Origin of the sequence: Gimesia chilikensis (genome assembly GCF_008329715.1) — a bacterium.
Lineage (GTDB): Bacteria > Planctomycetota > Planctomycetia > Planctomycetales > Planctomycetaceae > Gimesia > Gimesia chilikensis.
The window spans coordinates 1,050,785-1,069,435 of sequence record NZ_VTSR01000032.1 but is presented as its reverse complement, the minus strand read 5'-3'; the positions used below and the strand labels follow the sequence as shown (position 1 = coordinate 1,069,435).

The 18,651-nt window shown below is 52.2% G+C and carries 16 protein-coding genes and 1 tRNA gene; 6 read left to right on the top strand and 11 right to left on the bottom strand.

What is annotated here, in order from left to right; genetic code table 11:
- Positions 1-4: 4 nt before the first annotated feature.
- The 5 genes from FYZ48_RS28935 to FYZ48_RS28915 all read right to left on the bottom strand — a co-directional run bounded on the left by FYZ48_RS28935 (position 5) and on the right by FYZ48_RS28915 (position 10,141).
- A complete protein-coding gene (locus tag FYZ48_RS28935) occupies positions 5-4,357 on the bottom strand; it encodes a serine/threonine-protein kinase (RefSeq protein ID WP_149345904.1) in 4,353 nt (1,450 codons plus the stop codon).
- A gap of 242 nt (positions 4,358-4,599) precedes the next feature.
- Positions 4,600-5,499 carry a WD40 repeat domain-containing protein gene (locus FYZ48_RS28930; RefSeq protein WP_149345903.1) on the bottom strand — a complete coding sequence of 300 codons (900 nt, stop codon included), beginning with the start codon at positions 5,497-5,499 and terminating at the stop codon, positions 4,600-4,602.
- Positions 5,496-7,166: a S41 family peptidase gene (locus FYZ48_RS28925; protein WP_242022810.1), complete on the bottom strand. Its 1,671-nt coding sequence runs from the start codon at positions 7,164-7,166 to the stop codon at positions 5,496-5,498. Before FYZ48_RS28925 ends, FYZ48_RS28930 begins: the two co-directional genes overlap by 4 nt.
- A 437-nt stretch (positions 7,167-7,603) precedes the next feature.
- Positions 7,604-8,836: a peptidase T gene (gene pepT, locus FYZ48_RS28920; protein ID WP_149345902.1), complete on the bottom strand. Its 1,233-nt coding sequence runs from the start codon at positions 8,834-8,836 to the stop codon at positions 7,604-7,606.
- 147 nt (positions 8,837-8,983) lie between these two features.
- Positions 8,984-10,141, bottom strand: a complete 1,158-nt coding sequence (locus FYZ48_RS28915; protein WP_149345901.1) for a sialidase family protein — start codon at positions 10,139-10,141, stop codon at positions 8,984-8,986.
- A gap of 281 nt (positions 10,142-10,422) precedes the next feature.
- Here FYZ48_RS28915 and FYZ48_RS28910 point away from each other — a divergent pair.
- From FYZ48_RS28910 to FYZ48_RS28890, 5 genes are all read left to right on the top strand, one after another.
- Positions 10,423-10,496, top strand: a tRNA-Met gene (locus FYZ48_RS28910).
- A 308-nt stretch (positions 10,497-10,804) separates the two neighbouring features.
- A complete protein-coding gene (locus tag FYZ48_RS28905; protein WP_149345900.1) occupies positions 10,805-11,356 on the top strand; it encodes a hypothetical protein in 552 nt (183 codons plus the stop codon).
- Between the two features lie 22 nt (positions 11,357-11,378).
- A complete protein-coding gene (locus tag FYZ48_RS28900) occupies positions 11,379-12,002 on the top strand; it encodes a hypothetical protein (protein ID WP_149345899.1) in 624 nt (207 codons plus the stop codon).
- 53 nt (positions 12,003-12,055) lie between these two features.
- Positions 12,056-12,568, top strand: coding sequence for a hypothetical protein (locus tag FYZ48_RS28895; protein WP_149345898.1), 513 nt, complete (start codon positions 12,056-12,058; stop codon positions 12,566-12,568).
- Between the two features lie 730 nt (positions 12,569-13,298).
- Positions 13,299-14,030 carry a WGR domain-containing protein gene (locus FYZ48_RS28890; protein WP_149345897.1) on the top strand — a complete coding sequence of 244 codons (732 nt, stop codon included), beginning with the start codon at positions 13,299-13,301 and terminating at the stop codon, positions 14,028-14,030.
- Between the two features lie 451 nt (positions 14,031-14,481).
- On the opposite strand, the gene FYZ48_RS28885 is transcribed toward FYZ48_RS28890, so the two are convergent.
- Positions 14,482-14,871: a phage holin family protein gene (locus FYZ48_RS28885; RefSeq protein WP_145040428.1), complete on the bottom strand. Its 390-nt coding sequence runs from the start codon at positions 14,869-14,871 to the stop codon at positions 14,482-14,484.
- Positions 14,872-15,109: 238 nt separating this feature from the next.
- Complete coding sequence (locus tag FYZ48_RS28880) at positions 15,110-15,721, bottom strand: NPCBM/NEW2 domain-containing protein (protein ID WP_242022809.1); 612 nt, start codon at positions 15,719-15,721, stop codon at positions 15,110-15,112.
- Between the two features lie 11 nt (positions 15,722-15,732).
- Between FYZ48_RS28880 and FYZ48_RS29420 the strand changes: the two genes are divergently transcribed.
- Positions 15,733-15,978 carry a hypothetical protein gene (locus tag FYZ48_RS29420; protein WP_187782285.1) on the top strand — a complete coding sequence of 82 codons (246 nt, stop codon included), beginning with the start codon at positions 15,733-15,735 and terminating at the stop codon, positions 15,976-15,978.
- Positions 15,979-16,099: 121 nt separating this feature from the next.
- On the opposite strand, the gene FYZ48_RS28875 is transcribed toward FYZ48_RS29420, so the two are convergent.
- From FYZ48_RS28875 to FYZ48_RS28860, 4 genes are all read right to left on the bottom strand, one after another.
- Positions 16,100-16,558: a hypothetical protein gene (locus tag FYZ48_RS28875; RefSeq protein ID WP_149345896.1), complete on the bottom strand. Its 459-nt coding sequence runs from the start codon at positions 16,556-16,558 to the stop codon at positions 16,100-16,102.
- Between the two features lie 155 nt (positions 16,559-16,713).
- The gene (locus FYZ48_RS29945; RefSeq protein WP_149345975.1) at positions 16,714-17,022 is read right to left on the bottom strand and encodes an SUKH-3 domain-containing protein; all 309 of its coding nucleotides are present in this window, start codon (positions 17,020-17,022) and stop codon (positions 16,714-16,716) included.
- Positions 17,003-17,197 (bottom strand): SUKH-3 domain-containing protein, encoded by a 195-nt coding sequence (locus tag FYZ48_RS29830; RefSeq protein WP_149345895.1) that lies wholly within the window; start codon positions 17,195-17,197, stop codon positions 17,003-17,005. The genes FYZ48_RS29945 and FYZ48_RS29830 overlap by 20 nt, the downstream gene beginning before the upstream one ends.
- A gap of 69 nt (positions 17,198-17,266) precedes the next feature.
- Positions 17,267-18,535 (bottom strand): NPCBM/NEW2 domain-containing protein, encoded by a 1,269-nt coding sequence (locus FYZ48_RS28860; protein WP_149345894.1) that lies wholly within the window; start codon positions 18,533-18,535, stop codon positions 17,267-17,269.
- Positions 18,536-18,651 lie beyond the last annotated feature (116 nt).

Genomic DNA, 18,651 nt, shown 5'->3' with positions numbered 1-18,651 from the left:
GTCCTTAGAACGAGCGTTTTTTGCGTGCCGCTTTCGCCCGGTCCTGCGGATTGCCTTCCAGCATCGCCTGCAGTGCAACGGGATCGGCCCCCAGCGGCTGTTTGAGGTCTGACCAGGTCGCCGCCTTACAGGCAGGAAGCAGCCGAAAGTGAACCGGCTGAATTTTCGTCAGGGGAGGCAGTTTCTGTTCCTGCAGCAGAACCCCGCCCGGCATCGCCAGTGCGTGTTGATCTGCCTGATCACCGAACACCTGGGCGAGCGTCTGTTCAAAATCGCCGCCAGCCCCCGCAGACAGCGAACCGGATTCCCCGAGTGCCTGCAACCGCTCTACCATATACCCGTTGGCCGAACCCCACCACTGCACCTGCTTCTGCAGACTCTGCGGGAGCCGGAGCAGGGAAGCGGAACGGGAAGAATCAGAGCGACCGCCTGACGCGGCTGGCACAGGCAGAAACAGACATTCTTCCGCCAGCACCCGGGCAGCGGTTCCTATAGATTGAGAACCGTCGCTTTCCTTAAAAGCCAGCACCGAATCGCGAGGTGCCAGGGTACTCTGATTCAGGGAAATCCGAACCCGCGGACTCGACGACGGCTTCACCGCCAGCGCGAACAGATCATTCTGGCTCAATAACAGGCTTCCGGAGACTTCCAGGTCCAGCTGCGTGGCCTCTGAGTTAACAATCGTTCCCGAAGTCGACAGATAGGTGCGACTCAACAGCACCTGGTTGGGTTGACTTCCCGTTCCCCCGCCAACCTGCACAACAGACTGAAAGCGTTTGTCGTTGAGCAGCAGCGCATCCAGGGCAGAATCTTCAAGTGCCAGCTGACTGTTCTGCAACGAAACGAAATTCCGGGGAACGACACCTTTCCGGTCGGCGGAAATTCGAAATTTCCCACCTTGAATCGCCAGAGTCGAATTCTTCAAAGAAATAAAAGAGTCCACTCCTGCACCGCGGGAATCACGCGACCGCGTCTTCCCTGTGGAGGGCAGCAGCTTCAGTTCCACAATCAAAGGAGCCGCACCAGAGGGCGTGTCGAAATTCAACTGCACCTGTTTGTTTTCCAGCTCGATGGGAGCCGTATAACAGACGCCCTGTCCGGTCACATTCACCCGGGTGGGTCCTGAAACAGCAGCGCTGTTGAGAAAGTCGCTCAGATTTCCTTTCGACATATCGAAGGAAACCGTCTTCGATTTCGCGAACTTGTCGGCGATCGCTTTTCCGATCTGAGGCTGGCTCACATAGGCCTGAATGCGCTCCTGCTCGCCGGCAGAAAGCGTCGCCAGACGGTTCGGGTCACAACCGGGTACGATCCCGCCTGAAGAGACACTATAGACATTTTTGACTTTGGAAAAATTGAGCAGGCTGCTGTCAAAGGCCGGCTTCCGCAGTGCCGCGTACTTAGGTGGTAAATCAGCATCGAAGGACTCGACCGCTACCGGTTTCCCCCAGCTTTGCTGCCAGGTTCGATGGGCATCAATCTCAAATGTACTCTGCGGACTGCCCGGTTCGGTCGATCTCAGATACAACGGCCAGCCCCAGAACATGACGCTCTCCAGCTGCAGATCCAGGTCCTTGAAGCGACTCTTGCTCTGCTGGCGCAGTTTATCCTGCGGCCAGTCGACGAGCGTCAGCATCGCGGCCTGTTTTGCCTGCGGATCTCCCACGAGTACCGAATTGATCACGATCAGGTCGGTCTGCGTCTTCAGAGTCTCCTGGTTCTCGGCAGCAGGTGGGGCCTGTTTTGCCACCGGCCCGATCAGTTCAAAGATCGATTGATCAGAGACGAGCGTACTGGAAAACACACGCAGCGTACGGGGGACCTTCCGCGCCTGCAGCACACTGCTGATATTCAGATTCGGATTCAACGCCGCCAGTTCCAGGCAGGGAGCCTCGGTCACAGAAAAATAACAGTTGGAAAGCATCACATCGGAGTAGGGCTGATCCACGCGCACCACTTCCAGCTTTCTGCCGGTAACGACAGAGTTCTCCAGCAGAATTCGCGACTCCCCCTCAGGCCGATCGGTCTCGGTGCGGGGGACTCCGGTAGAATTGATCAGACGAAACTCACGTGTCCCGGTTCCTGTCAGCGAAAAGGAACATTCCTGAATAGTCAGATCACTCTGGTTCAGAGCCAGCAGGTTACAGTCGCCATTACCAGCCAGACGCCCCGCATCACACAGGAAATGAATTCCCTGTAACCGCAGCAGCCCCCCGGAAAAACTCAGGTAATCAGAGATCGTCTGCGAATCAGAACCGCCCTCCGGAGTCAGGATCACGGTCGGCTGTTTCTGGCTGGAATCCGCAGCCATGATGATCAATTGCGAAATCCCCGCGAGTCGCTGAGGACTCATTGAGAACGGACCGGGGCCGTACAGACGAATGACAGCCCCGCGGTTGGCTACCTCTGCCAACGCGTCATCCAGGCTGGAATAGATTCCCTGCGCCGAAGATCCATGGGCGACTTTGAGCAGGGTCAGCTGAGATTCCGGCTGGCTGGCATTCGCCCCCGTCAGCGCCGAAAAGCCTTTCCCCCACGAGGGTAGAAACTGTTTTTCCTGCCCCCGCACAGCCGCCTCTTCCCATTGGGAACCAGTAGGCTTTTCCTCTGTTTTTGTGACTTCGGTACTGGTCTGTTCCGTTTCCTTTTCCGCTTCAGCATCAGCTTTTGGCTCATCCGCAGCGGCGACCGCAGTGTTTTCGGACGGCGCGGGTGCCTCGGCATTCGGATCGAATGGATTACTGCCCGGTCCCTGTTGCGGTGCGGAACCAGACCCCATACTGCCCACAGCCCACCAGATCAATATGATGACCAGCAGTAACCCGCCCAGCACCAGACCAATCTGCCGGTAGTCGAGTGAAATCTCACTCTCGTTCGCATCGGCGTCGCCATTCATGACCGGCGACGTTTCCCGGACCGATTTGCGGCCCCCGTTGCTGCGTTTCGTCGGTTGAGGTCGAGCCTGTTTTTTGCCCGCTGCAGCAGGCCGACTCCGCTTACCCTGTGAAGAGTCCGGCTCACTTTTGCGCGTCCGGTTCGCCTTCCGCGTCTTCATCGCGGAATCGGAGATCACGGAGCCTTCTTCTTCCGGTTCGTCAACCGGCTGCCGGGTAGGCGAACGGTCGACTGTTTTTTGTGGTCCCGATTTCGAACGGGATGATTTCTTTTCGCTTTTCTTCTCAGGCGTCGACTTTGTGGAACGCTTCAGCCCGGGCACCGTGACTTCGGACTCCAGTTCCACTTCTCCCGCCAGCTGCTGCAGATCAAAGCTGGTACTCAGACGGTTCCCGCCATCTGCATCTGCGTGAGTGTCGTCGTCCTCATCCGGCTGGCTGCTGTAATCGGGTATGAACTGATTGATCTGAAAGTCGCTGCTGTCAGCCGGGAGAATAATATCGACTTCACGCGTCGGCTGTTCCCCATCCGATTCATCTGAGGCCAGTGCTTCCAGTACATTATTGTCGACGTTGGAACGCTTCAGATTCGGATTCTTCAAATCTTCCAGCAGTTCTTCCGGCGTCTGGTAGCGGTCGTTCTTGGACTTGGCCATCATCCGGTGAATGATCGCCACGATCCCTTCGGGCACGCGTTCATTCAATTCCCGTGGGTCGGGCGGGGGAGTGGTAGCATGCGCGGCCAGTTTATTGGTCAGGCTTCCCTCGGAGAAGGGGGCCCGTCCGGTCAGCATGTGATACCAGGTGCAGCCCAGCGAATAGATATCGCTGCGGATATCTGCCGCTTTACTGTCGCGAGCCTGTTCGGGAGCCATATAGTCGACCGTTCCCACAGTCGTACCTGCCCGGGTAATGCTGGTTTCGGTGTTGTCATCAATCGAACGGGCCAGTCCCAGGTCGGTCAGCTTGACGACCCCATCCTGGCGAATCAGGATGTTGGCCGGCTTGATATCTCTGTGGACGATTCCCTGCTGATAGGCATGCGCGAGGGCTTCCGTCACCTGGGTGATAATTTCCAGCGAACGCCGAACGGGCAGCCGCGTCCGCTTGCTGATCATGTTATGCAGGTCGGTCCCCTCGACATACTCGAGGGCAATGTAGAGATATCCGTCTTCTTCGCCCGCATCATAGACGGAGACGATATTCTCATGCCGCAGGTGAGCAGCCGCCTGGCCCTCAGCCTTGAATCGTTTGACCAGAACCGGGTTTTCCGCCTTGTCGCGGGGCAGAATTTTAAGAGCAGCCAGTCGATTCAGCGTCGTGTCGCGGGCGAGAAAGACAGCCCCCATGCCGCCGGCACCAATCTCTTTTTCGATCTGGTATTTCCCCAGCGAATCCAGCTTGGGCACGCGCGCGGACTGGCGTTTTTTCTTCTCAGGAGTATCTTTATTCCGCTTGGCCATCGCCTGCCCCAGAAATGATCTGATTCGCCGGTGTTAGTAACGCATGTCGCCAGTGTGAGAGAAAGTGTGAATCAACAGGAACTGAAAGTGAGACGCAATAAATGTGTTGCAGGAAGAGCTTATATAATAAGCATTTGCAAGGGGAGAGTCAAAATAGACCTTGGCCCTTTTCTACGATCCTGCCTAGAAATCGGGTTAGTGCACATCATCACATGTTCGCACCGTCCCCCACACAAACACATTTAAAGTGAGTCACTCCAGTCCAGGCACTGTACCAGTCCCGATTTAGCACCGCACACGCACCACTGTCCGAACGGGTCGCAGGCAACCTCGATCGCTTCATCAGGAATAATCCCGCCCCACAGCAGTTTGCCCTCCTGGTTGAGCCAGTACAATTCCTGTTCAATGGTCGCGGTGACGATCCGGTTACCCTGAAAATCGCAGGCAAGAACCTTCGGCGTCCCCTCGAATACCAGCGTTCCAGCGGAATCGCCTTCATGATCGAAGATCAGGATTCCGTAATTGAATCCCGCCAGGTAAATCCGCTGACCATCGCCCGACATCGCCAGCCCGCCGCAATTCGACCAGTGCTTCTCCGTCCAGAGACAGTTGCCTTCCAGATCGTAACAGCAGACCAGGCCATTCTCGGCCGCCCCCATCAAGCGAGGTTCGGTCATCTGAAATTCGAGGTAACTCAGCGGCTTCATGGTCTCAAAGCTGGCCACCTTCTTTTTCTGGGAATCGATCAGGATCGTTTTCCCGCTGGCCAGACTGACGGCGACATAATCGCCGTAGGAATCCATGGCAATCGCCAGGCATTCCACGGAGAAGGAGATCGCCCAGGTCACGTTCAAATCACGATCGAAACAGCAGATATTATTATCGGAGTAGATCGCGGCCCCCCGCTTGCCGTGATCGCTCCAGTGTACCAGCTGCACATCCTTGATCCCGCGGTTCAGATGCAGGAACTGCCCCTGCCGATCCAATAAATAAAGGCCGCCGGAAATATCGGCGGCCAGTATTTCTCCTGTTTCACGTGCCAGGTCGAGCGCCAGGAGTGGCGCTTCGGTGGAAAATGACCAGCGGAGGCTGGGAGTAATTCCTTTTCCCTGGGTCAGCCAGGCGGCACGTTCATCCATCATGGTGTTACAGCATATTGCCTTTGCAGAATTTGTAAGCCACGCTTGATATCAGAATCTGTCGCCAGTTTCTGTTCCTGTGACGCACCATACATGGCCGTCCGCAGTTCATCTTTCTCAACCGTGATTCCGGGTTTGATCCCGATCTTACCATATGTGTTTCCGTGAGGCGAATAGAATTTGGCAGTCGTCAGACGCAATCCCGTAGATCCGCGAATCGGAAAGATACTCTGCACTGACCACTTACCGTAAGTCTTGCGCCCCACCACGGTCGCCCGACGATGATCGGTGAGTGCTCCCGCCACAATTTCACTGGCACTCGCACTGTTTTCATCCACCAGCAATACCAGCGGAATCTTCCAGGTACCAGGACGATGAGCGGTGTAGCTCCAGTTCTGATCGGAGACCCGACCTTTGGTGGAAACCAGTTTGCCTTCATCGATGAATCGATCCAGCACTTCCACGGCTGCAGAGAGCAGACCACCCGGGTTTCCACGCACGTCCCAGATCAGAGCCCGCATCCCTTCGCCGTGCAGTTTCTGCAGGGCAGCGTCGAGTTCTGCTGCTGAGGTTTTCTGGAAACCGGTCATTTTAATGTAGCCGATTCCATTTTCCTGATCGATCATTTTCACGATCGGAAAACTGCGAACCTGGACCGCCTTGCGAGTCACGCGGGCCGACCGGACCTGTTCCGTCTTGGGACTTTCCAGTTCCAGAACAACCTGGCTGCCGGAGGTGCCCCGCAGCAGATTCGCTGCCGCATCGGTCGTCATGTGACGACAGTCGGTGCCATCGATGCTCACAATATGATCGCCTGCCAGCACGCCTGCGTTTTCTGCAGGACTCTCGGGCAGTACGTTGATCAACAGCATGCCTTCGCCAATCTCGGCTTTCATTTCGATACCGATGCCAACGAATTCGCCTTCGATGTTGTCGTACAGATCGCCCAGACGTTCGGGAGTCAGGAAGCTACTGTAATCGTCCAGGGCATTGCAGCCGCCGAACGTGTATTCTGCAATCACGGCTGAGTCACGCAGTCCCAGGTTCTGATACGACAGGTCACAGACCTCGTTGATCAGCTGATGGGCACCGTGAAAACCGTTGACGCCTTTGTTCCAGTATCTCTCGCGAAGAATCCGACGCATATTACGAATCTTTTCTGGTGGCACGTTCTTCAAATGCACCTTCACAAATTCATCGTTGGCCAGAGCGAGGTAGAGGCTTTCTGTTCCATGAGCGACAAATGAGGTTGTGCTCAGCGGATCGACGAAGTGCGATTGAATCTTCGCTAAAATTTCGTCATACAGAATGAATGATTCGCGCCGGGACTGGACCAGCAGAACTTTGTTAAAGCTGTCGTCCTGGTAGCGTCGATCAATGCCGAAATGAATTTTGGCACGACGCAGCCCGTACTTGATGCTGTCATTGTCCGGCCATTCTTTGAGAGCATCTTCGTAATGCTCAATGGCCTTAATCCACTGCCGCGTCCGTTCATACTCTTCCCCCTTGGCGACCGCCTGGGTCTGAGTGACAGGAATGACGATGGGCAGAGGACCGGGGTCCGCATACGAGACAGTCGTATTAACTGCCAGCAGACATCCCAGTAACACGATACACAGCGAACTCGAGTAGACTCTCTTAAGAAGTCGCATCTTGGTTGTAGAAAACATTGTTCCCCCTCTATGCCGATGCACGTAATTCGCACTTGAAGGCCACCACAATCAGGGCTCATCACAAGTAAACGAAATGCAAAACACCGAACAGCGCTGCACACGTCAATGCACAGCGATAATTTAAACAGGTAGCTTGCCGATATGTTTAACATAAGCCACAAAAAAACGGTGGTCAAACAATCGTTTTCATGAAGATGCGGTACAATCACCACAATCGCTACAGCTTAAATAACAGACAGGGGAACAGCGCGCCGTCGCCCGACTTCCTTCTGATGCGAATCGTCTTAACTCGTTGCCACATCAGGCGCAGCAGAATGCACAAGGTCTGATTGAATTCACCAGGTTCCACAGGCGGAATAACCGGAACCAGATCGGCGTGTTTCGAAAAAAAAGCGGGTCCGTTGCCAGAAAGACTCAACTGGACGTGAAAAACGTCAACGTTCCTGGCCCCAGAGAATCGCGAGTTGCACTAAAACATCAACGGCCTTTTCCATCTCTTCCACGGTCGTCCATTCCAGGGGGGAATGTGGATTATGTTGACCGCTGGACAGGTTCGGCGTCGGTAGCCCCTTTTCGGTCAGCAGGCTGCCATCGGTTCCTCCGCGGATGATATTCAGGTTCGGCTCCAGCCCCGCAGCACGCGTCGCTTCAATCGCTTTCTCCAGCGCCCGCGGCTCCTTCACTAACCCGTCCCGCATGTTGCGGTACTGCTTATGCACGTCGACCTTGATTTCCGCCCGCGGATATTTCTCGCGCAGCGGCTGCGCCAGTGAATCCAGCAGGCCGGCATACTCGGCCAGTTTCTCCGTTTCAAAATCACGCAGGATCAGCCGGGCTGACGCTTCCGCCACGCCCCCTTCGATATGATAGGGGTGAATGAACCCGTCGCGGCCGTCCGTCGTTTCCGGGCTCAGCGTCTCGGTAGGCAGTGATGAGATCAGATCACTCAGAATCCGAATCGCGTTCACCATCACGCCTTTACCAACCGAAGGATGCGTATTCACGCCCCGCACGGTGATCACCGCCTGATCGGCCGAGAACGTCTCGGAATCGATGCGACCACTGCCGTCACTGTCCAATGTGTAGGCACAGCAGACGCCGAACACATCCAGGTCCAGTTTCTCAATTCCGCGGCCGATCTCTTCGTCACAGGTAAAGCAGAGCCGGATCGGACCATGGGCAATCGAGCGATCGCTCATCAGGTGCGCTGCCGCGGACATCATCACGGCCACGCCCGATTTATCATCGGCTCCCAGTAGCGTAGTCCCGTCCGTGGTGATCACGGTTTTACCCACCATCTCTTTCAGTCGAGGCTCCTCGCTAACCCTCAGCACGCGTGAGGTATCGCCGGGGAGTACCAGGTCGCTCCCGTCATAGTTCTCATGCACGACCGGTTTCACATTCGTCCCGGAAAATTCAGGCGATGTATCCACGTGGGCCACCCAGCCGATGGCCGGCACTTCTCCTTCAACCGTACCAGGAATCGTCGCCATCACGATGCCGTACTCACTGATCGTCACATCTTCCAACCCCAGTTGCTCACACTCTTCACACAGCATCCGGCTCAGATCCAGCTGCTTCTTCGTACTTGGAAACGAGGGACTGGTTTCGTCCGACTGGGTATCGACTTTGACATAACGCAGAAAACGATCAAGTAATGTATCCATCGGCGGTCACTTTATCTTTCAGAAAATAGTAAGGAGTCCCAGCGAGAGGACTCCTGCTGACTTATATAGCCATTAGCCGCAGGGCATTAGCCCCGGTTGAAACGCTGTCGTCTGGACGTAGCCTTTAAACCAGATCCACACCACAACCTAACGTCCGGCAGTAAACTGTTTTAAATCAAACGCGACGAATTCGATTTTCTGATAACGGTCCCGCTCATACAACAGCCCCGCCTGACCATTTTTCAACAAAGCCAGAGAGGAATACGCGGCCGAACCCGGCGTCACCAGTCGCGACGCCACCCACGTCTGCCCGTCATCTTTGCTCAACCGGACCGTCATCTTCTCCCGTTTTTGACTGGCAGGGTTGCTGAACAGTAACTTCCCCGGCGTTCCATATTTGGGAAACGAGACACGAATCAGGCTCGCCTGGCAGACCGGCTCAATCAGCGTCGGATCGAGCGTCACGTCAGACCAGGTTGCCCCGCCATCGTCGGAATACGCAATCGCCCGTCGGTTCTTCCCGTGATAGCTCCGCATATTCATCTGCAGCCGACCGTCGCCCAGTTCCACGACCGCACATTCATTGGTCATTTCACCGATCGGCTCACTCAACTGCCACGTCTGGCCATGATCGTCCGAGTAAATCGCATGCGACCGCCGCACCACCTTGCCGTCCAGCGTCACATTATGATCGCAGGGAATCACCAGCCGCCCTTTATGTGGTCCCTGCGTCAGCTGAATCCCGTTGCCCGGCCCGGTCGCATACCAGGTCCACTCCGGCTTCTTGGTCGTCTCGGTCACTTCGTAAGGCGGCTTCCAGGTCTGGCCGTCATCATCGGAATAACTCATATAGACCCGCCGCGTATCCAATCCGGTCTGGGCCTTGATCTGCTTCTCATGGTCCTTGCCATGATTCCAGGTCAGCGGCAGCCAGATCCGCCCGGTCGACTCATCCACGACCGGACAGGGATTCCCGCAGGTGTTCTCCCCGTCATTCCAGAGCACCGCCAGGGGAGACCAGGTCTTCCCGTTGTCGCTGCTTCGCTTGAGCACCAGATCAATATCGCCGCTGTCGCCAAGATTATTCTTCCGTGCCTCGGCAAACGCGAGCAGCGTTCCCTTCGGTGTCACCAGCAGCGCTGGGATCCGAAACCCGTGATAGCCGGCTTCGCCTTTCTCAAACACGGTCGTCCGTGAGACCGTCTCAAGGGCAGGGGATGTTTCTGCAGGAGCCGCTGCCGGGAGAGGGGCCGCTGAGAGGAACGGGAGCGAGAGAACCAGACCGAACGCGAGCGATTTCATCATGCGGGCACTCCAGAGCGAGATTCAGGGGTATCAAATGAGCAGATTCGAGTATAACGCCCCCGGAAAAGCCCCACAATCAACGAATTTCTGCGACATTTTCGAATGAAAACGGCGGTTGACTTGCGTACTAACAATAATTTGTTAATCTTGCGACTTCTCAATGGCTTTTTTGCCGATAACGTGAGATATCTAAGGAAGTTAGCACCGGAGAAACCTTTTCTCCCCAGCGAACTTCCACTAGGATAGGAGTGTCTGTCCCAGCACAGACGCCCACACCATCCGGCGGTGTAGCTCAGTTGGTTAGAGCAGCGGAATCATAATCCGCGTGTCGGGGGTTCGAGTCCCTCCACCGCTACTTAAGTGTCAGCCATTGACACGTTAAGAAAATCAAAAACGCCTGAATCCCAACTTGGGGTTCAGGCGTTTTTTTGTTGGTGTTCGCAGTGGCAATGCTTTCCCATCTCGCAACCTCAGCCTGGCAGGGGTGAAGGGTGACGCGACGGCGGGACGAAGGGGAACTCGGTATCTTTGAAGTAAAGCACTACAGGCTTTATGAGATTCTGTATCACCGCAAAAAACGTGGCAAGCTCAGCTAATAATGCTAAGATGGAACTTGTGAAGGTATTCACTTGTTGACATTTTCAGTTCTAAGGAGCAGAAAATATGAAATATCGAACTATCGTCTTAGCATTACTCTGCACGCTATTTATTTGTCTAGAAATAGGATCCCAAAATACAGAGGGCGGACTCGATTATCGGTCTTTGGGGTTACTGATCGATCACGATAAAGCAGCAGACACTATCAAGGTCTCAAGTAAGGGTGCTGTCAAAGGTCAATCGATAACAAAAACCTCAAGAGTCAACAAAGAAGTATTGCAACGAGTTATCGCAAAACATCCCCGTAAGTTGTGCTTTGAAATGATTTATTTCGACGAAGAAGCCACAGCTCTCTTTGATCAGCTTTCCGACTTGGAAGAAATAACTCTGATCAATACAAATGTGGGAGATAACGCTATACGTCATTTATCAAAAATTAAATCATTAAAGGGCATTACGGTAATCAATGGGAATATTACAGACGAGTCTATTTTTACTTTTGCTCAAATGACAGAACTGGAATATCTCAAATTGGACCGGAATCTATTTATCCCTTGGACTGCAGACCGTCTTTTACAAAAACTCTTGCCAGATACTAAAGTTGAGGTTTCAATTTGAAAATCATGGGGAGACTTTAAAAATGACACAGAAAATCTTTGCTCTAGGATTTTTCATTTTGTTAATCACGATTTCAATGACACCAGTAGTTCACTCGCAGAGTGTAGACAGCAAGAAGACAAAAAAACAATCAGGCCCATTGGGTGGTGAGGAAATAAAAAAAGAAAATGATGTGTTGGTGAAGTATCCATCTACTGGTCTAACTTTTAGCCTACGTCAAAATAGAGAAACCTTAATAATTAATGGTGATGGAACTATATTTGGAGGCCCTTTCCATGAAACGGCACGGATCAATAGGGAATTGTTTGAATGGATTGGTTCTCAAAAACAAATTAAAAAAATATACATTGAAATGGTTTTCTTCAATCAAAATGATTCAGCAGCGTTGCAGCAGTTAGATAATCTGGAAACGATTATTTTTCTAGGCACCAACGTAGATGACAAAACAATAGATCATTTGTCAAAAATTGAATCGCTTAAAAATATTACAATCAAAGTAGGGAATATTTCAGACAGATCTGTCTCAAGATTTGCGCAAATGAAAAACTTGAAATATCTGGCTTTAGATCAAAATCGATTCTTTCCAATAAAGGCAGCTTCGACGCTGAAAAAAGCATTGCCTGATGCTCAAATCTTAATCTACTAGGTAATTACTGAAGATGTCTCTTTTGATTTGAGTAAGAAATGAAAGAGCACGGAATGATCGACTTTAAAAAGATTAATAATCTGATTACTCGACGTCGTGTTTCCCTGCTTTGTGCATTGATCGTCATTTTTGCCGTCCTGTTATCAAGCCAACCTATTTCGAGAGTGTTAAAAGAACGATCAATAGTTTCAAGATTAGAACGGCTCTATCCTGATTCAGAACCGTTTTATGGTGTTAGCCTTTATAGCTCAGAGAATCCAGATGCCTGGAATCGTCCTTTTCAGGACTGGATTAGTGATCATTTGGGGAAGGAATTTGCATATCCAATTGATGGATATTATCTCGCCGGAGAGCATCAGATCACAGATAACACCATTAGTTTATTATTAAACATGAAACGAATGAAAAGTTTGAATTTCTCAGGTACGCAAATCTCTGACAAATCTCTCTTACGATTACGCGACTTTCCCATGCTGAGAGAGTTACAGCTTTATGAAGTGGATGTGTCTGATGAAACATTAGGAATATTAAAAAAGTCAAATCCGAATCTGATTATATTTCGCTAATCGATACCTGTTGCTCAGGTTAAACTTCGAAATCACGGGGGCAGTTTGAAAGGTTTACTCATCTGTTTTCATAAAGACTCTAATTCAATTTCTAATTCTGTGCGTATCGAACTAGTTTTAGAATGATTTCACGCACTTCATCAGTTAGATGCCTCCAAGAATTCAGAATATATTTCAACTCATCATCACTTAAGTAAACCGGAGTGTAAACGCCTTTTTCCACTTGCTGCTTCTCATTATTTTCTAATGGGTTAGAGATTTCAGAATTCGGAATCATAATCCGCGTGTCGGGGGTTCGAGTCCCTCCACCGCTACTTTAGTGTCAGTCATTGACACGCAGAGAAAATCAAAAACGCCTGAATCCCAACTTGGGGTTCAGGCGTTTTTTTGTTGGTGTTCGCAGTGGCAATGCTTTCCCATCTCGCAACCTCAGCCTGGCAGGGGTGAGGGCTGACGCGACGGCAGGACGAAGGTGAACTCACAGCGAAGACAGTACGAAAGAGCTGTATCATTAACCTCTGATTTCACGGCAATCCGGTACTTTGATTTCAGAGATGAGTTCATGGGAATCAGTCTGTGAATTTCAGTGTGGTAACCACTAATTCGCCAGTATTCCGCGAAAACGAACGTTTCTGTTCGAGTTGCTCAATGAGTTTCATGTTTTTTTACACCTTGTTGTGTTTTCTTTTTTTCAATATCAGCAAGTAATTGCTGTAAACATAGATCAAGAATGAAGAAACGCCTTGAAGATCTAATTACGCCCGGTATCATGTACAGCATACTGGCATCATATCAGAACAAGGCCATGCAGGTTAATAACAAGTTATGCAGCAAAGCGATGGTCGCACGTAATTGGTACGAGTTCCACGACGGTTCGTCAGCTAAGTTCTGGTCGATCTCTATCGACGAGAGTTCTTACACCGTCCGTTACGGGAAAGTCGGCTCAAAGGGACAGACAAAAACCAAGTCGTTTAAGAGCCCCACCGAGGCATCGGCAGCAGCTGATAAGGTCACCGCCCAAAAACTGAAGAAGGGATACAAACCGTCGCTGGTGGTTGACATTCCAATTCTCGGTTGCGACATCCCCGTCGAGCTAACTGACGACAACGCCCCAATTGACTACTCACACCCGATGTTCAAGAAGATGCCCAAGTGGACACCGCCCCTGAAAGCAAAGATCGAGAAGGCGTGCTTTCGCCACTATCGCGACATGGTCGAGATGATTGGCGACGAGTCTCTCCCCAAAATTGCCAAGCCCGGCGAAATCTGGCCGCACATCAAGATCAACAGCATCCGACTGGATCCTGAGGTTCCCAATGTTGCCGTCGCATACGTGGTTCCGGCATGGGACTTGAGCGAGCACATGGAATGGGCAATCAAAGGAACTGCAACGCTCCAATACGCCGGTACGTTTCTGTGCTATCCTGTCGACAGCTATGCAGATCAAAAAGGGTTCGAGTAGCTGCATAACAACAGCGTGAACCGGAGTGGCGATTCACGCCGAATTTGAAATCAACGTCAGCCGTCGCCACCCGGTTACGCAAAACGTCATACAATAAACTCATTTGTTTCTTCAGATGTCCTGTAATTCGACCCATTTATGAAACTAGTTAACTCTTTTATTGACTGTGAACTATTTTCACAATACGTAAAATTGTTTGTTTAGTGTCATCCGGTAATTCACCCTTGAATCTTTAATGAACTGCAAGTTAGAGTCTGTGGTGTAAACGACTTTTTGCAGTTCTCGTTACTCGTTGGGAGGTTATGATTTTGGGCATTCGGAATCATAATCCGCGTGTCGGGAGTTCGAGTTCCTCCACCGCTACTTATAAAACAAAGCCAGGACCATCTCTTAGAGTAATGCTTCTGGCTTTTTTAATGCGCTGAGTTAAAAGTGTTCCCGCCTCTCTCGCTCAGGACTCTTTCACCTTTTCCAGTGTCTTCTTGAAAAGGAACAACGGCAGCACCAGTCCCGCGATCAAAGCGACGACCCAGATGATCAACGGCGCGAGAATCCAGGTGGTGAGGCCGGAGATTTTCAGTCCATCGGAAAACATGCTGGTTCCGATCAGGCCAACCAGGATTGCGACCAGGGCGACGCCGCCGCTCATCTGGGGCACGTTCTTGATCGAGATCTTGATCAGCAGGGGAGTGAACACAACCACGATCAACGTGAAGATCGCCGCGACGAATACGATTGACCAGAAGTCGATGGAGAAGCCGGGCAACAACTGGGCAGCTACGACAATTCCAATGGCATTCCCAAGTACATACAAAACAGTGGAGGCGAGAAGACGAAGCATGGCATCTCCCTTTCACGGCGATAGCCGTCCTGGAACTGCTCTCCGTAGCGATTGATCAGAGAATTTTGAACAGTGACTGGACCCCGATTATCGACTGCACAATTTCAACTGTCAACTTTTTTTTGACGGGGGAGATCAAACGATGGTTCTCAATTGGCTGGAAATCCCTCCAATACCGGTTGAGTCGCGTCTGAAATGCTCACTATTTTTGGCATCTCTCATTTGTCCTCTACAGCACCTACTCAGTCTTCAACACCGGCTGTCCCCAGACCGCCAGGTTATGACTCGGTTCGGAACCTTCATCGGCGATTGTTTTCAGCGACAGCTTCAAGACCTCTTCCGAGGGCAGGGGGACGTCCAGTTGGACGGGGTCATCCCCCACACGCAGCGGTCTGGTGCGGACCAGTTCCTTGCCGTTCACCTCGACCGCGAACATGACTGCTCCCTTCTTACCCGCGGTGGGATGCAGTCCGACATCGCATGTAAACCGCGTGAAGACACTCCCCGGGGCCAGCACTAAGTCCAGTTCGAACGGCGTCCCCATGCCATAGCCGGTTTCGTATTTGTTCTCATTAATCTGCAGGGGATGCAGTTGCCGCCGGGCGTCCATTGCCTGGTTCACCAGGAACGGCTTCACATAATACGGGTGAGGAATCATCCGCCCCCGGAAATCGGGCAACCACTCGGTCAATGATTGATCAGCGAACAGAAACTCCTGATCGTCCACATGGTCCGTCGCCAGGCAGATCGCGGTGAAGATCACATCCGCCGTATGTCGTCCGTTGACCAGGGCCGCTGCCGCGCGATGTTCGTCTGCTTTGGTGCCGTCTCCCTGCATCGTGTCATGCACGAGGGACCCTTGTGCGATTTGCGGAGGAACAACCGGAATTTCTTGCTGTCGTGGTCGAAGTCCAGAGCTGGCTGAGTTCCGTACTCTACGTTTACCGGCAGGACAAAACACTGGTTTACCAGGAGGTCCTCGACGATCAATGCGCATCCATCGCGACAATCGCCGCCGGGGAAGCGGAAGAAACACTCCTGTTAGGCGGCACAGGCCGCATCTGGCAATACTCGTTAGCCAAACCGGGCGGGACCGAGCAGGAATAGTCCGGCTTGTAAATTACTGCCACTGGCTACTGATCACTGACATTAAATGAGTAAGTAAATCAGACTTCGGAACCAGATTCCTGATTAATAGATCAATTTCTGGATGCGGTTAAGGGCAAGCTCAGACACCAAAGAAACGATGCAGCATTCCAGACTGAGCTCCTCGCTCAAGTGCATAGGCGTCGTCATACACTCTGTCATACTCAGTGTCGGTTGCGTTGTATGCAGCTTTCTTTGCAATTGCATCTGCCGAGAATTCCAGTGAGTTAATTGCTGCGTCAAGTGAAGAATCGGTAAATGCGACTTCACCCGCCGCACTCAAAGCAAGAGTTTTGGGCGACGGATCACCATACCCAGGATAAAGTGAATTATAGATTTGGCCAAAATGATTTCGCAAAGAGAGTAACGAGTCCTGATCAGTTTTCCCCGAACTTCGGTTCTGACCAAACAGAATTAGCTTTTCTAGGTCCAAGTCAGGAAAAACAGGAATGAGTCGGCTGCAGCAATCACAGGCAAACAGGCGAATCCTACCTTCGGGTGTAGAGTCGGCGAGTTTGCTTAGAGATGTATTGATATCCATATACTTGCTCTCATCTTGGTGTTCTTTCGATCTACAGCCCTCTCTGTGGCTCCTTCACTATTCCGCTATCATCCACTGTCTGGCAAGGTGAAGACTAACGTGACAGCAAAACAAAGCAGTGACTTTGAACTGGTTTAAATTGGTCGAAATTATTTCTACACTGTCAATTCTCTTCTCCACTCTCTTTCTGGTGCAGGAAGTACTTCAGTGGGCTTAGTCGAAGCCGCGATGAGACAGTTCATGCAGTCTAATAGTGTTTCTCCAGCCAGGTAAACTCCGACATCGGAAATCAGGTAATATGTCCCGGACTCGCCGATGCACAGAGTTGCTCTCCGAAATACAGCCCCCACTGGACAGAGTACTTCATTCAATTTTTTTGTCCAATAAGACACCCTTTCAAATTCGCACACTGGATCGGCAGGAGAAAAAGAAAGTTCTTCTGGTCTATATTTCCCCTTTAGGATTTATAGGAGGTGTAAATTGGAGTCCTCCAAAACATTTTAAAAACGCTTCAACATCAGGCGTTACTTCAAATCCATTTTCATTAAGTGTTTGGATCCAGGGTGATGGGTCAACAGACCGATTTTCGGTCCATCCATTTGCCTTAAGTATAGTTTCTACAGAGAGATCAAATTTCATTTTTCGCTCCTGTGCTCTCTCCAAAATCTAAAGATCAAGACAGAAAGCATCCTCCCAAACTCTGCTGACTCACCGTGTCTTCAACACCGGCTGCCCCCAGACTGCCAGATTATGACTCGGTTCGGAACCTTCGTCGGCGATTGTCTTCAGCGACAGCTTCAAGACCTCAGCCGAGGGCAGGGGGACGTCCAGTTGGACGGGTTCATCCCCCACACGCAGCGGTCTGGTGCGGACCAGTTCCTTGCCGTTCGCCTCGACCGCGAACATGACTGCTCCCTTCTTGCCCGCGGTGGGATGCAGTCCGACTTCGCATGTAAACCGCTTGAAAACACTCCCCGGGGCCAGCACGAAGTCCAGCTCGAACGGCGTCCCCATGCCATAACCGGTTTCGTATCTGGTCTCATTAATCTTGAGGGGATGCAGTTGCCGCCGGGCGTCCATTGCCTGGTTCACCATGAACGGCTTCACGTAATACGGGTGAGGAATCATCCGCCCCCGGAAATCGGGCAACCATTCGGTCAACGGTTGTTCCGCGAACAGAAACTCCTGATCGTCCACGTGGTCTGTCGCCAGGCAGATCGCGGTGAAGATCACATCCGCCGTATGCCGTCCGTTCACCAGGGCCGCTGCCCCCCGGTGTTCGTCCGCTTTGGTCCCGTCTCCCTGCATCGTGTCCTGTACGATGGGAATGATGTGCGCCGCGGCATTGTTCCGCAGCAGCTTCTGGTGCTCATAGATCCGCAGCGCCGCCTCAGCACGCGTCCGTCCCAACAGTCGAGGCGTATACGCTTCGTCCGCCAGTTGATAATTGCCGGAATCCATGAAGCCCCCCGCGCCAAACAGATAGTTGTAGCGTGCCTTGTCCTTGGGGGGAGGCAGCAGCGTTTTGAGTTGCAGCTCAGAAACGGGACTGCTGTGTGCCGAGGGACAACCCGGATCTTCGTTCCAGTGACAGAGCACGCCCAGGTATTTCATCGCCTCATCCGTTTTACCCGCGTTCAGGTTATCGGCTATCTGCTTGAGGTACCACTGGATGGCCGTCGCACTCTGTGTCGGCGGGTTGACATCATGCAGCGAGAGCCGCACACCCGGCACCAGGCAGTAGGCATCCAGTTGCGGCATCTTTCCACCGGCGTGCTTGTCCTGCAGCGACGTGTAATCCCGACAGAGACGGGTGAGATTTTCCTGGCCAAGCAATTCGGTTTGCCATTCCGGGAGCCGGGCCACCGCCCAGAGCCGAATCAGACGATGACCTTTCCCCCAGGCCCAGAGCGATTCCGAAGCAGACAGGCACACGGCCAGAATCATCAATCCAGCAACAAGACGACACACACGCATGGCTCTTCCTCTTTTACGGCTGAGTTCGGGGAATCGATCGAGAGACTTCGATTCTAAGCCGCCCGCTGACAGTGAGCAAGGAAGCCTTGACGACTGCGATAACAAAAACCGCCTGA